General features: G+C 70.3%; 12 protein-coding genes. 6 read left to right on the forward strand and 6 right to left on the reverse strand.

Annotated elements, in window-relative coordinates:
* Positions 1-49 precede the first annotated feature (49 nt).
* The 5 genes from hpf to mtrA form a co-directional block, all read right to left on the reverse strand.
* The gene (hpf, locus tag BJEO58_RS09900) at positions 50-733 is read right to left on the reverse strand and encodes a ribosome hibernation-promoting factor, HPF/YfiA family (RefSeq protein ID WP_101589314.1); all 684 of its coding nucleotides are present in this window, start codon (positions 731-733) and stop codon (positions 50-52) included.
* A gap of 115 nt (positions 734-848) precedes the next feature.
* Complete coding sequence (locus tag BJEO58_RS09905) at positions 849-1523, reverse strand: ComF family protein (protein ID WP_219617103.1); 675 nt, start codon at positions 1521-1523, stop codon at positions 849-851.
* A gap of 104 nt (positions 1524-1627) precedes the next feature.
* A complete protein-coding gene (locus tag BJEO58_RS09910) occupies positions 1628-3340 on the reverse strand; it encodes an LpqB family beta-propeller domain-containing protein (RefSeq protein WP_101589316.1) in 1713 nt (570 codons plus the stop codon).
* A complete protein-coding gene (mtrB, locus tag BJEO58_RS09915) occupies positions 3333-5069 on the reverse strand; it encodes an MtrAB system histidine kinase MtrB (RefSeq protein WP_101589317.1) in 1737 nt (578 codons plus the stop codon). The genes BJEO58_RS09910 and mtrB overlap by 8 nt, the downstream gene beginning before the upstream one ends.
* A gap of 22 nt (positions 5070-5091) precedes the next feature.
* Positions 5092-5772 carry an MtrAB system response regulator MtrA gene (gene mtrA / locus BJEO58_RS09920; protein ID WP_101589419.1) on the reverse strand — a complete coding sequence of 227 codons (681 nt, stop codon included), beginning with the start codon at positions 5770-5772 and terminating at the stop codon, positions 5092-5094.
* Positions 5773-5923: 151 nt separating this feature from the next.
* Here mtrA and BJEO58_RS09925 point away from each other — a divergent pair, with 151 nt between their 5' ends.
* The 5 genes from BJEO58_RS09925 (at position 5924) to BJEO58_RS09945 (ending at position 11642) form a co-directional block, all read left to right on the forward strand.
* Positions 5924-7066: a hypothetical protein gene (locus BJEO58_RS09925; RefSeq protein WP_101589318.1), complete on the forward strand. Its 1143-nt coding sequence runs from the start codon at positions 5924-5926 to the stop codon at positions 7064-7066.
* Positions 7063-7827, forward strand: coding sequence for a DUF4129 domain-containing protein (locus BJEO58_RS09930; protein WP_101589319.1), 765 nt, complete (start codon positions 7063-7065; stop codon positions 7825-7827). Before BJEO58_RS09925 ends, BJEO58_RS09930 begins: the two co-directional genes overlap by 4 nt.
* Positions 7824-9083 carry a DUF4350 domain-containing protein gene (locus tag BJEO58_RS09935; RefSeq protein WP_101589320.1) on the forward strand — a complete coding sequence of 420 codons (1260 nt, stop codon included), beginning with the start codon at positions 7824-7826 and terminating at the stop codon, positions 9081-9083. The genes BJEO58_RS09930 and BJEO58_RS09935 overlap by 4 nt, the downstream gene beginning before the upstream one ends.
* Positions 9080-10279 carry an AAA family ATPase gene (locus BJEO58_RS09940; protein WP_246076056.1) on the forward strand — a complete coding sequence of 400 codons (1200 nt, stop codon included), beginning with the start codon at positions 9080-9082 and terminating at the stop codon, positions 10277-10279. Before BJEO58_RS09935 ends, BJEO58_RS09940 begins: the two co-directional genes overlap by 4 nt.
* 70 nt (positions 10280-10349) lie before the next feature.
* Complete coding sequence (locus tag BJEO58_RS09945) at positions 10350-11642, forward strand: DUF58 domain-containing protein (protein ID WP_101589321.1); 1293 nt, start codon at positions 10350-10352, stop codon at positions 11640-11642.
* 71 nt (positions 11643-11713) lie between these two features.
* On the opposite strand, the gene BJEO58_RS09950 is transcribed toward BJEO58_RS09945, so the two are convergent.
* A complete protein-coding gene (locus BJEO58_RS09950; protein ID WP_101589322.1) occupies positions 11714-12709 on the reverse strand; it encodes a stage II sporulation protein M in 996 nt (331 codons plus the stop codon).
* Between BJEO58_RS09950 and BJEO58_RS09955 the strand changes: the two genes are divergently transcribed.
* Complete coding sequence (locus tag BJEO58_RS09955; RefSeq protein ID WP_246076057.1) at positions 12708-13610, forward strand: RDD family protein; 903 nt, start codon at positions 12708-12710, stop codon at positions 13608-13610. The two genes, BJEO58_RS09950 and BJEO58_RS09955, sit on opposite strands and share 2 nt — an antisense overlap.
* Positions 13611-13635: the final 25 nt, after the last annotated feature.

A 13635-nucleotide genomic window follows, 5' to 3' on the forward strand; every position in this document is an offset into this window, starting at 1 on the left:
TTCGCCGCCTCCGTCGACAGGGCCGGCGTACGACCCCTGCGGGTCGTCGTCAGGAAGGGACCTCTGCACTGTCGCGAGCCATCGTCTCGTCCAGGGCGATGACGCCGTAGCTCCAGCCCTTGCGGCGGTAGACGACGGACGGCTGCTCATTCTCCTCGTCGATGAAGAGATAGAAGTCGTGTCCGACCATCTCCATGCGGTTCAGTGCCTCTTCGATGCCGATCGGCTGCGCGGGGAAGCGCTTCTCGCGCAGGATGACCGGCGAATCGCCCTCGGCCCTGATGCGGCCGTTCGTCTGATCGGACGCGTCCGGAGCCTCTTTCGCGGAGTCGTCCGGCTCTGGGATGACGCCCTCCTGCGGGACCAGGGGGTCGATGACCGGCATCGCTGCGAGCGCTTCTCCCGTGGAGCTCTTGCGGCGATGCCCGGACCGTGCGACCTTGTTCCGGTCCTTCGTCCGGCGCAGTCGCTCGAGCAGCTTCGCCCATGCGAGGTCGAGCGCCGCGTACTTGTCGTCTGCAGCGGCCTCCGCTCGGAGCACCGGGCCCTTCTGGAAGATCGTGATCTCGACGCGCTGCTCTTCTTCACGGTTCTTCGTGTTCTCATGCCTGAGCTGGACCTCGACGGCCTGTGCACGGGGAGAGAGCTGTTCGACCTTGGAGACCTTCTCCGTGGCGTGGGCCTGAAAGCTGTCCGAAACGGCCTGGTGACGGCCCTTCACTACGACGTCCATGGTGTCTCTCCTTGGCGAATCGCTTCACGGATCGCTCCGTACCCATTCGGTGGATGGGTACACTCCATTGAACACCATCGTGAACACCGAATGAAGTCCAGATCACACCGGCGCGTCAGACATCTCCGGCGAAGCCGGCACCCTCCTCGTCATGCCCGGTGCGTCCGTCCGCGGTCACCGCGATGACCGCGCACACCGCCGCCTGCGCGCCCTCTCCTCGGAGGGCCCTCGCCGATTCTGCGAGCGTCGACCCGGTCGTGAGCACGTCGTCCACGAGGACCACGTGCGCGGCGGAGCGCACGCGCTCCCATCCGACCCTGCCGGGCCGATCGCGGCGAGGCGCATGCGCACCGGCGACGTTGCGGCGCCGCTCCCGCGCGCCGGAACCCACCTGGTCGCGATGGCGCACCACCTTCAGCACGTGCGCCGGGCGGATGTCGAGTCCGTCCTCGGCGAGCAGTCCGCAGGCGTGGGCCGTGAGATCCCCGACGAGGTCGCGGCCTCGCTCGCGCAGTGCCGCCGCCGAGGCCGGGACCGGTACGACGGCCACCTCTCCGCCCGCGTAGCCGGCCTCCTCGAGCGCATGCGCGATCGCGGCCGCCAGCAGGATGCCGACCACGGGGACGATGTCCGTCCGTCGCCGCACCTTCAGTGCGACGATGACGCTGCGCAGAGTGCCGGTGTACTCCCCCGCGCCGGTGACCGGCAGCAGACCGTAGCGCGGCACGACCGTGCGCGTCGCCGGGGCCAGGTGCGTGAGGCACGGCCCGCAGAGGCTCACGGTCTCCACGCCGCAGCCTGCGCAGGTCCGCGGCAGGGCGAGGTCGATAAGCTCTCCGCCGACCGCTCGCAGCCGACGGACGAACGGCAGAGGACGCGACGCCCCGTCCACGGTCAGCCCGGGTAGGCGGGATCGTGGACGACGAGGTCGACGACCTTCTGCCAGTTGTCCGCTCCGAACGAGAAGAGCTCGCCGTCCGCCGTGCTCACTCGGATCGAACGCGCATCGGTGCTCGCGGTGATCGAGGTTCCGCCGTTCACGTCGCCCAGCGACCGCGCGGGACCGGACACGGGGGCCAGGTACGGCTGCGGCTCGTCACCGGGGTTCTCCGCTGCGAGGACCGCCAGCTGCGCGGAGCCCGCCCAGGACACATCCACGATCCGGTCGAAGCCTGCGCCCACGCGCAGCGGTGCCGACGGGACGACGCCGGTGGGGATGCCCTCGGAGGTGCGGTTGATGCCGATCACGTCGACACGAGGTGCACCGCTCCCGTTCCGGGACAGCACCGCCAGCTGGGTCCCGTCGCGGGAGACGCGGAGCGACTCCACGGAACGATTCGCCAGCCACTGGACGGAGACGTCGACGGTGTCACCGGATTCGAGGGTCACCGAGACGCGGCCGGAGTCGTCCTGCTCGCGGGAGGCCGTCCAGATGCCGCCGTAGCGATCGAAGCTCGGGCCGGTGAGCCCGTCCTCGTCCGTCAGGATGACCGCCGCGCCGTCACCGCCGGGCAGGATGCGGTGCAGCTCCTGCCCCCCGTCCGTGAGGTACGCGTAGGTCGAATCATCGATCGAGACGGCGGGATCGGTGGGGTCGCTCCCCAGCTCCGGCAGGTCCGGGATGGGATCGACCCTGGTCTCGTCCAGACGCGCCAGGGTGCCGTCCGCGATGAGCACCGGCCGCGCGTCGATCCGCACGCCGACCGGCGCACTGTCTCCGGGAGGTGCGTCCAGGCTCCCGGCCGGCGTCGTCACCTCGATCGCGTTCGTCGAGGACAGTCCGCGCAGCGTTGCGGACACCTGACCGAGGACGCGGGCGCTGGTCTCCTCGTCGAGGCCCTGTGCGGACTCGTCGAGGCCCACCTGGGCGATGCCCCCGGACACCGTGACGGAGCGCGGTTCGAGCCGAGCCCCGTCGGGCAGCGCGGAGATGACCGACCCGCCCAGGTGGTCGGCGGGGCCGGCGAGCAGCTCCGTCATCACCTCGGTCGCGGCGGCCGGGGACCGCACGAACCAGCGGGGATCCGCCACGAGGTGATCGAAGCCGGGCGTGTAGAAGTACAGCGGGTAGGAGTCGTAGACGGTCGTGAACGACGACGAGGTGAGGACCAGCCCCTGGGGAGCGGAGGAGATCCGCCACTCGCCGTTGACCTGCCGCAGGGAGAAGTCCCGGTCGGCCTCGGAGCCGCCGCGCTCCTCGCGGTAGACGCGCTGCCCGTCGAGCGAGGCGTCGACGGGGACCGTCATGGAGATGCTCTGCTGGTCCGAGGACACCTCCGCCGTCACGGTGTCGAAGTCGGCGCCGGACGGCATGATGACCACGCTCGACTGCGGGTCCCACTCATTCGCGAAGTCCTCCGTGAGGAACGAACGGGCCACTGCGAAGTCATCGGAGTAGCCCGCTCCGGCCGCCAGGAATCCGCGGACGACGGTGTTCGGGTCGGCGCCCTCGACGGGCCCCTCGGGCTCGATCTCCGATTGGACCCGCTCCGGACGCTCCTCGACGTCGATCACACCCGATTCGCCGCCGCTCGGGATCTCCGCACAGCCGCTCAGGACGAGCACCGTCGCCAGCAGGCCCCCCAACGGTCCCAGCTTCTCACCCATCGCGCTCGTCCTCCTGCCCTGTCCTCGCGCCCTGCTCCTCCGCGCTCACGTCGACGACGATCGGGATGCTGCCGGTCTGGATGCGCACGGACCCGTCGGAACTCGTCGGCCCTGCCACGAGCGCGGCGCGGGGCGCGGCGTCCGCGGGCGGGAGCGGCAGCGGCGAGGTCGTGATCGCCTGTCCGTGGCGGCGCGGGATCGTGAGTCGGAAGCACGATCCCTCCCCCAGCTCGCCCCAGGCCTGCAGCCAGCCGCCGTGCAGGTGCGCGTCCTCGAGAGCGATCGCCAGGCCCAGACCAGAGCCTCCCAGGGTGCGCTTCCGGGAGGGATCGGCACGCCAGAACCGGTCGAAGACGTGCTCGACGTGCTCTGTGCTCATACCGACCCCGTGGTCGCGGACGCTCACCGCTGCGGCCTCGGCGTTCGACGCGAGGTGGATGTCGAGCGGGCGTCCGTCGCCGTGCTCGATCGCATTGACCACGAGGTTCCTCACGACGCGGGTGACCCGGACGCGATCGAGCTCCGCCATGACGGGAGCGGTGGGCGCGTGCACGCGCACCTGCGTTCCCGATCGGTCCGCCACCACCATGACGGTCTCGACGACGCCGGTGACGATCTCCCGCAGATCATGCGGATGGACGACGAGCTCCGCGGCGCCGGCGTCATAGCGGGAGATCTCCAGCAGGTCACCCAGCAGCTGCTCGAACCGGTCGACCTGGGAGTTCAGCAGCTCTGCGCTGCGTCGGGCCGAGGCATCGAACTCATCACGCGACTCGTACAGCATGTCGGAGGCGATGTGGATCGTCGTCAGCGGTGTGCGCAGCTCGTGCGAGACGTCGGAGACGAACTGCCGCTGGAGGACGGAGAGCCGCTCCATCCGCAGGATCTGCTCCTGCATGCTGTCCGCCATGTCGTTGAAGCTCTGCGCCAGCTGGGACAACTCGTCGCGACCGGGCACCGGCATACGGCGGTCCAGATCGCCGTCGGCGATCTCGCGGGCGACCTCGGATCCGGTCCTCACGGGGGTCACGACGAGTCGGGACACGAGCAGACCGACCGCACCCACGAGCACGACGAGCACGACGCCCGCGACAGCGGCGGCGCGGGTCACGAAGTCGAGCGTCGCCTGCTCCTCCGACAGATCGGCGATGACGTACAGGTCGAACTGCCCGGCGCCGGGCACCGACAGCGGCTGGGCGACCACGAGTCCGGGCGTCTCCTCGCCCTCCGCGAGGCTGATCGAGGTGTAGCGCTGCTGATCCGTGACGGATTCCGAGACCTGCTGCCGGAAGTCCTCCGGCAGCTCCTCGACCCGCGGGGAGCCCTGCACGGTGTCGAGCACGGTGAGCGGCAGCACGCTGCTGTTCGCGTCGCGCGGTTCGAGGCTGATCGATCGCAGCGGTGACGGTGAGCGGGAGAACATGCTCTGGAGCTGGACGGTGAGCGCCTCTCCCAGATCGTCCTCCGCCGCCACGGACTCGACCTGGGCGACGTAGGTGTTCGTCTGGTCGGAGACGACGGACAGCTTCGATTCGAAGAGTCCGCGCGCGATCACCTGTGTCATGTAGGTGCCGACGCCGAAGATGGCGACGAGCGTGAGCACGACCGTGAGCACCACGATGCGGACCTGCAGGGACCGCGAGAAGAGCGTGGCGAGCCAGCGCGTGAGGTCTGCGACGCCGCGGCCGGTCGCGGCGAGGACCCCCGCGACCGCCGGGGCCCGGCTCATCCGTGCGCCCTCCTGTCGGGAGTCACGCTGACTGTCCCGCCTTGTAGCCGACGCCGCGGACCGTCACGACGATCTCCGGGTTCTCCGGATCCTTCTCGATCTTCGACCGCAGCCGCTGGACGTGCACGTTGACCAGCCTCGTGTCCGCGGCGTGCCGGTAGCCCCACACCTCTTCGAGCAGGATCTCGCGCGAGAACACCTGCCACGGCTTGCGGGCGAGCGCGACGAGCAGATCGAACTCGAGCGGTGTCAGCGAGATCGGGGCACCTCCCCGGGTCACCTGGTGACCGGCGACATCGATCGTCACGTCCGCGACCTGGAGGACCTCCGGGGCCGCCGGCTCCGTGAGACGCAGACGCGCACGGACGCGGGCGATGAGCTCCTTCGGCTTGAAGGGCTTGGGGACGTAGTCGTCTGCTCCCGCCTCGAGACCCGCGACGACATCGACGGTGTCGGACTTCGCCGTGAGCATGATGATGGGCGTGCCGGCTTCGGCACGGATCTCACGGCAGACCTCCAGGCCGTCCTTCCCGGGCAGCATGAGGTCGAGCAGGACGAGGTCGGGCCGCATCGCGCGGAACGCCTCGATGGCGCCGTCGCCCGTTGCGAAGAACTCCGGCTCGAAGCCTTCACTCTTGAGGACGATTCCGATCATCTCCGCGAGCGCCGTATCGTCATCGACCACCAGGATGCGTGCATTCATGCCGCCCATTGTTCCAAACGTCTCACCGATCGGCGGACAGGACCCGCGACGGAACCTCCACGAAGTCTGGAACGCGCACATCGGGTGCTCGTGGCAGGATGGTGCCGATGACCAGCCGACACAGTGAGCACCGACAGTCCGGGAGGCGTGTGTGACCACCTCGCCGCACTCGGCGTGGGGCACCGAGGTCGACTGGGCCAGCGGCACTCTGCGTGACCGCAGCAGCGCCCGTCCCCCCGCGCAGTGGATGCCCGCACCCCAGCCGGGGACCCTTCCGAAGAGGCCGTTCACGTTCTTCGAGGCCATGGACGGCGGCTTCCGCCTGCTCCGCTTCGCTCCCGGCGCGACGTTCGGGACCGCGATGATCGTCCACACTCTCGTGACGCTCGCCGCGGGGCTCGCGCTCACCGCGCTCGTCGTGGGGAACGCCGGGTTCGTCGGCCGTGTATTCGAGAACCCCGAGGCGGGACTCGGGCTGAACATCGTGGTCCAGACCGTCTCCGTGGTGGCCTCTTTCCTCGTCCTCTCCCTGGTCCCCCTGCTGTCCGCCTTCGCCGCGGTCGCGGCCGACGCCGCCTTCTCCCGTGAGCGCATGCCGCTGTCGGCCGTGTGGCGCGCCCTGCACGGCAGCCGGCTGCGATTGGTGCTGCTGTGCACCGTGTGCTTCGCGGCCCACATCCTCGTCCTGGGCGTCCTCATCCTCCCGGGTCTCCTCCTGCTGGCGCTGTCGCCGGTGGCCGGAGTCCTCGTCGCCACACTCGGAGTCGTCCTGTGGGTGGCCGCGACTGCCTGCCTCTTCACGAAGTTCGCCCTCGCCGGTGCCGCACTCGCCGTCGAGGGGCTGGGCGTCTTCGCGGCCCTGAAGCGGTCCTGGGAGCTGACCCGCGGGGGGTTCTGGAAGTCGTTCGGCCAGCTCGCACTGTCCTACGTCCTGTCCTCGCAGGTGGTCGGCCTCATCCTGACCCCCATCCTGTTCGTGCTGATGTTCGGCTTCATCCTCGTCTTCGTCGTGGTGGCGCTCGACGGAGGATCCGGTGCCGAGGCCTTCGCCGGGATCGCGCTGACCGTGGGGATGGGCGTCGCAGTCGCCGCCGTGGCGATCGCCGCGAGCGCTCTCATGTTCGCCTTCCTGAGCGGCGTCGTCGCGATGGTGTACCTCGACCGGCGCATGCGCCGAGAGGGGTACGACCTCGTCCTGCTCCATCGTGCGGAGCTCGAGGAGTCCGCTTCTGCGCGGACCGCTGATTCCACCGACCCGCAGGCGCATCTCACGGGCACGGGGGGACCGCATTGATCCCCGCACGCACCGCACTGACGCCCGCTGACACGGGACCGACCGAGCACGCACTCCTCGCACAGCCGGGCAGGGACGAGGGGCAGCAGTGGGCCCGCGACGAGCTCTCGGACCCCGTCTACAGAGAAGCGGACATGACCCTCTTCGAGCGGATCGGGCGGGCCATCAGCGACTTCTTCTCCGACATGGTCGATTCCGCAGCCGGTATCGAGTCTCCGGCGCTCACGATCGTAGTGATCGTCGCGGTGATCGCGCTCATCGTCCTCGCAGTGTGGTGGGCCAGGCGCGGCGCGGACGTGCGCCTGGAGCACGTCGCGGCCCGCCAGCCCGTCTTCCGCGCGCAGCTCGACCCCGTCGCGCTCCGGCGCACTGCCGCCGAGGCCGCAGCGGCGGAGGACTGGCGGCTCGCGGTGCAGGACCTGGTCCGAGCGGTCTTCGCCGAACAGGCGAACGCGCAGCGGATCGTCATCGACCGTGCCTCGACCGCACAGGAGCTCGCCGCCGCGTCCAGCGCGGCGCTCCCCCGCTCCGCAGACGACTTCTCGCAGCTGGCGGTGCTCTTCGACGACGTGTCCTTCTCCGGCCACCGCGTCACGCGCGACGCATGGGAGCGAGCAGGAGCGCTCGACGCGCGGATCACGACCGGTGGACCTGCACCGGCGGGCTCCGTCGGCCTCGTCGCCGGCATCGGTTCGGCGGCAGGAGACGGATCCGGGGCCGGTGACGGTCGGACGACCGGCACCTCGGGCGGTGGCGCATGAGCGCACAGACGGACGTGGCAGTCCGCGGCACGCGATCTGCCACCGGGCCGGGATTCCTCGCACGTGCCGGCGGCGTCGCCCGGTCCTCCGCCCTGTGGGTCGCCGCCGCCATCGTCGTGCTCATCGCCGCGATCGTCACGGTGCTGGTCCAGGGCGGGGAGAACACGGCGGAGCTGCACTACGAATCGACTGAGGACGGCGGCGGACGCGCATTCGTGGAGGTCCTGAGCGACCACGGGCGGGATCTGACCACCACAGAATCGTATGGGGAGGCCGGAGCCGCTCTGGACGCGGGCGAGACGCTCGTGGTCTATGCGGCCGGCTGGACGATGTCGGATCCCGGGATCGAGGACCTCTCCGTGCGTGCCGCCGAATCCGGCGCGCGGATCGTGCTCATCGCACCGGAGCAGCAGGTCGAGGTCTGGACCGACGCCCTGCTCTACGACTACCTCGGCGACGGTTCGGCGCCCCCGGCGCGGCGCGCCCCGAACTGCGGAGCGGACGTCGCGAACACTGCGGGGACCGTGCGCCATGAGGACACCGGGAGCGAATACTTCTCGACGAGCTCGGAGCCTGAGGACTCGGTCTTCTGCTACGGCGCCGACTCCGGCGACGTCGTCCCGCACGGCGTGTACGCCCAGGTCCCCCACGGCGACGCCGGCGGCACGGTCACCGTCATGGGATCCGCGCAGTGGTTCGCGAACGGCACCCTCGCCCACGAGGGGCACATGTCGCTCGTCGCGGGCGCCGTGGGCACCGATGATCCTCTGACCTACTACTACCCCGTCCAGTCCGATCAGCCCGGCGAGGGAGACGACGGGGAGGCGGGCGGAGCGCCCACCTGGCTGTTCCCCGCGTGGGCGGTCGCCGCACTGCTGTGGTCACTGCCCGTCGTCCTCGTGGCGCTGCTCGTGTACGGCCGCCGGCTGGGCCCCCTCGCCGTCGAGCCGCTGCCCGTGATCGTGCCCGCCGCAGAGACCGTGCGCGGTCGCAGCGCGCTCCTCCAGCGGTCACAGGCCCGCGCGGAGGGACTTGCGGACCTGCGGGCCGCGGCGCTCGTGCGGATCGGTCGCCGCCTCGCACTGCCGCCCGACGCACCCGCGGCCGAGGTCGTGGCCCGGGCCGCTGCCGCGTCCGGGCTCGATCCGGCCTGGGCGGAGGCCGTCCTGCTCAGCGAACATCCTCACGACGACGAGACGCTCATCCGCATCGCCATCGACATCACTACCCTTGAGAGCGAGGTCACCCCTCCATGACCGTTCCCCCTCAGCAGCCGGGCCCGCACGCGCAGCCTGGCCAGTTCGCGCAGCCTGGCCAGTTCGCGCAGCCTGGCCAGCCGATGCCCCAGGGCCAGCAGGCTCAGCAGCGCCCGCAGGCCGCCTACACCCAGCCGGGGCAGCACACTCACGCGCCGGTCAATCCGGACGGCACGCAGTTCGCCCCTCCGCGGGACGGTGTGAACGCGCCGGCGCCGGCGGAATCGCTCGTCCTCACGGACGAGGACGCTCACCTGCGCGAGGTGCTGCTGCGAGTGCGCGCGGAGACGAGCAAGGCGGTCGTCGGACAGGCGCAGGCGGTCGAGGGGATCCTGCTCGCACTGCTGGTGCAGGGACACGTCCTGCTCGAGGGGGTGCCGGGGGTGGCGAAGACCCTCCTCGTGCGCTCCATCGCGCAGTCGCTCGACCTCGACTCGCAGCGCGTGCAGTTCACCCCGGACCTCATGCCCGGCGACATCACGGGTTCGATGGTCTACGACGCGAAGTCCGGGGACTTCTCGTTCCGCGAGGGCCCGGTGTTCACCAACCTCCTCATCGCGGACGAGATCAACCGCACTCCGCCCAAGACGCAGTCCGCACTCCTCGAGTCCATGGAGGAGCGCCAGGTGACAGTGGACGGGACGTCGCGTCGACTCACACCGCCGTTCCTCGTGGCCGCGACGCAGAACCCGATCGAGTACGAGGGGACCTATCCGCTGCCGGAGGCCCAGCTGGATCGGTTCCTCTTCAAGCTGGTGCTGGGACTGCCGGACCGCGACACCGAGTTCTCGATCCTCAGGCGGCATGCCGAGGGCTTCGACGCGCACCGCCTGCGGGACGCGGGCATCGAGCGCGTCGCGGGACCGGAGGAGCTCCTGCGCGCGGGAGCCCGAGCCGCACAGGTGCACTGCGCACCCCAGGTCATCGCCTACATCGTCGACATCGTCCAGGCGACGCGCCAGGCTCCCTCACTGGCGCTGGGCGTCTCACCGCGCGGTGCCACGCGCCTGCTCGCGGCCTCCCAGGCGAAGGCGTGGCTCTCCGGCCGCGGCTACATCACTCCCGACGACGTCAAGTCGCTCGTTGCGATGACATTCCGCCACCGCATCGCGCTGCGCCCCGAGGCGCAGATGGAGGGGGCGGACATCGACCGGGTCCTCGCCTCGATCGTCGAATCGGTGAACGTCCCACGGTGACGCCCTCCCCCCTGCAGTCGTCCTCGCTGCGCGCCTCCTCCGGCGCTGCGCCTCGACCCGGGAGTCGCCCGTGGCACTGACCTGGCGCTTCCTCGTCCTCACCGCGATCGCTGCGGTGCCTATCGCGCTGCGACCGGAGGGCACGACGTTCCTCGTCATGCTCGGGGTGCTCGCGATCATCGGGCTGCTCGACTGGCTGGCCGCGCCCGGTATCCGTGCGCTCGGCTTCCAGCGCACACCGGGACCGCGCATCCGACTGGGCGAGGACACCCACGCAGTCCTCACGGTCACGAACAGCGGACGTCGACGTCGCCGGCTGCTCGTCCGCGACGCGTGGGCCCCGACCGCCGGTGCGCAGGACAATCGGTTCCGGGCGACGGTCCGATCCGGGTCCTCCCACGAGAGGACCACCGTGCTGCGGCCCACACGGCGCGGAATGCTGCGCGCGGACCGGATCACGATCCGGTCGACCTCGTGGATCGGACTCGTCGCCCGCCAGCGCAGCGTCGACGTCCCGGCGACGATCACGGTGCTGCCGCCGTTCCACTCCCGCAGGCACCTCCCGTCGAAGCTCCGCAGGCTGCGCGAGCTGGAGGGCCGCACAGCGGTCATGCTCAAGGGCGCCGGCACGGAGTTCGATTCGCTCCGGGAGTACGTGCGCGGCGACGACGTCCGCTCGATCGACTGGCGGGCGACGGCACGCGCGCAGGAGGTGATGGTGCGGACCTACCGGCCCGAACGGGACCGCCGCGTCATCATCGTCCTCGACTCCTCCCGGCTGTCCGCCCGCTACGTGGGGACCGGCACCGCATTCGACGCGGCGATCGAATCGGGTCTGCTGCTCGCAGGGCTCGCGGCCGGAGCCGGCGACCGCGTGGACGTGCTCGTCGCGGATGCCCGCGTGCGGGCACGCGTCGGGCCGCTCGGCAGGATGGCATCGCTCGACCACCTCATGCACCGCATCACCCCGATCGCTCCGGAGCTGCTCGAGGCGGACTGGGAGACGATCGTCTCCGCCGTCATGGGCGTCACGTCCCACCGCGCACTCGTCGTCTTCGTCACGGCGCTGGACCCGGCGACGATCGCGGAGGATCTGCTGCCCGCCCTCCCGGTCCTCACCCGTCGTCACATGGTCGCGATCGCGTCTGTGGCGGACCCTGTGCTCCACGACATGACGTCGGCCCGCCACACGACGGAGCAGGTGTACACCGCTGCAGCCGCCGAACGGGAGCTGATGGAGTCCCGGTCCCTCATCCACGGGCTGGCCGGCCTGGGCGTGCACTCGGTGCACGAAGCACCCGACGATCTGCCTCCGGCGCTCGCTGACCTCTACATCATGCTGAAGTCCTCCGGCCGACTCTGAACCGGTGGACGACGGCTGACTCTGCGGGCGACGGGTGGATCAGTAGGCGACGGCTGCAAGCGACGGGTGGATCAGTAGGCGACGACCGTGCGGTAGCCGGCGCGCTCCTCCTCGAGATCGCCGTCACCGCCCGCCAGCAGCACCGGCCGCCCCAGCAGCGTCGCGTAGGCGAAGATCCCCAGTGTGAGGCCCACGCCCACGGAGATCTTCAGCCAGACGGGCAGCGGATTCGGCGTGATGAAGCCCTCGACCAGGCCGGACAGGAAGAGGAAGAAGACGAGCCCGCCCGCCACGGTCATGAGGGACCGGGCTTCCTTCGCGAGCGCCTGTCCGCGGGTCATGGCACGCGGGATCACCCAGGCGATGAAGATCTGCAGGCCTGCGGCGGCGGCGATGAGGATGCAGGTGATCTCCGGGATCCCGTGCGGCAGGATGTAGGACCAGAAGTCCGCTTCGTGGTCGTGCGCGTACATGACGGCGGCGGAGAATCCGACGTTGACCCCGTTCATCAGCAGTCCGAAGACCACGTAGACACCGGTGATCCCCAGCGCGACCCACTGGACGGCGATCCAGGCGTTGTTCGTCCAGACCCCCAGTGCGAAGACGGAGTTGGGGTTCTCCTTGTAGTACTCGACGAACTCATCTTCTGCGAAGGCCCGCTGCTGCCCCGGGGGCATGAGGGCATCGAGAGCGCCGGGCGTATTGAGGGCCCACACGGCCGCGACGACGGCGCTGCCCAGGAAGAAGACCGAGACGCCCAGGAGCATCCACCTCAGCCGGTAGAGGGAGGCCGGCAGCGAACGCACCGCGAAGCGCACGAACGCGGACATCGGACCGCGCGGGATCGATGACAGATGCGTCCGCGCGCGGTGGACGATGACGGAGAGCCGGGCCGCGGTCTCCGAGTCCGGTGCGACCGTCACGATCCGCGACAGGTCCTTCGACGCCGCCCGGTAGAGGGTGAGGAACTCCGCGGCGTCCGACGGATTCAACCGCGCCTTCTTCGACAGCTGTTCCAGGTGCATCCACTGGGGTCCGTGGAGCTGTGCGAGGAGAGCGGGATCCATGCCCCCACCCTACCCAGCCGATGCCCTGTCACCGCAGTTCACACCGTCTCCGGAGTCCGCAGCCTATGGGACGATGGGGCACATGAGCGTGCTTGTGACAGGCGAGGCCGTCGCCCTGAGGGTCCAACCGGCCCACTACGCCGCCCGGGCGCTGTCCGCCGGCATCGACGCCGTGGTCTACTCCATCGTGTACGTCGCGCTGTTCATCTGCGCCTCGTGGCTGCTGTCCAGTGCCCGGCTCCAATGGGACCTCGTCACCTCGTCGATCACGATCCTGCTGACGGTCTTCACGACCGTCGCGGTCCCCTGCGCCGTCGAGCTGCTGATGCGCGGCCGCTCCCTCGGGAAGCTCGCCCTGGGACTGCGCGTGGTCCGCGACGACGGCGGAGCGATCGGATTCCGCCACGCCCTCATCCGCGCGCTCCTCTGGCAGTTCGAGGTGCTCGCGACGGGCGGCTCGATCGCCGCGCTGGTGGGTCTGCTGTCGGCTCGCAGCAAGCGTCTGGGCGATATGCTCGCCGGCACGCTGGCCGTGAGCGAACGTGCGACCCGTCCCCGGCACGACCAGATCGTCCTCCACCCCCACCTCTACGACTGGATCCCCCGGGCGGATGTGTCCCCGCTTCCGGCCGGACTCCACCACCGCATCGTGCAGTTCCTGTCCTCCGCGTCCCAGCGCACGCCGGAATCCCGCCATGCGCGAGCTGTCGAACTCGCAGAAGAGCTCAATCCGCACATCAGCCCGGCACCGCCGGCGGGGACCACACCTGAGATGTTCCTCGCGGCCGTGATCGCCCGGACGCGGTGGGAGTACGTCGAGCGGCAGCGCCGGACGGATACGACCGCCGCTGCATTCCGCAGTCGGCTCGGCACCCTCCCGCACGGCCTCCGCCTGCACTGAGGACGCCTGCACTGAGCCGCCTCCA

Source organism: Brevibacterium jeotgali (genome assembly GCF_900169175.1).
In the GTDB taxonomy this organism is placed as follows: Bacteria; Actinomycetota; Actinomycetes; order Actinomycetales; family Brevibacteriaceae; genus Brevibacterium; species Brevibacterium jeotgali.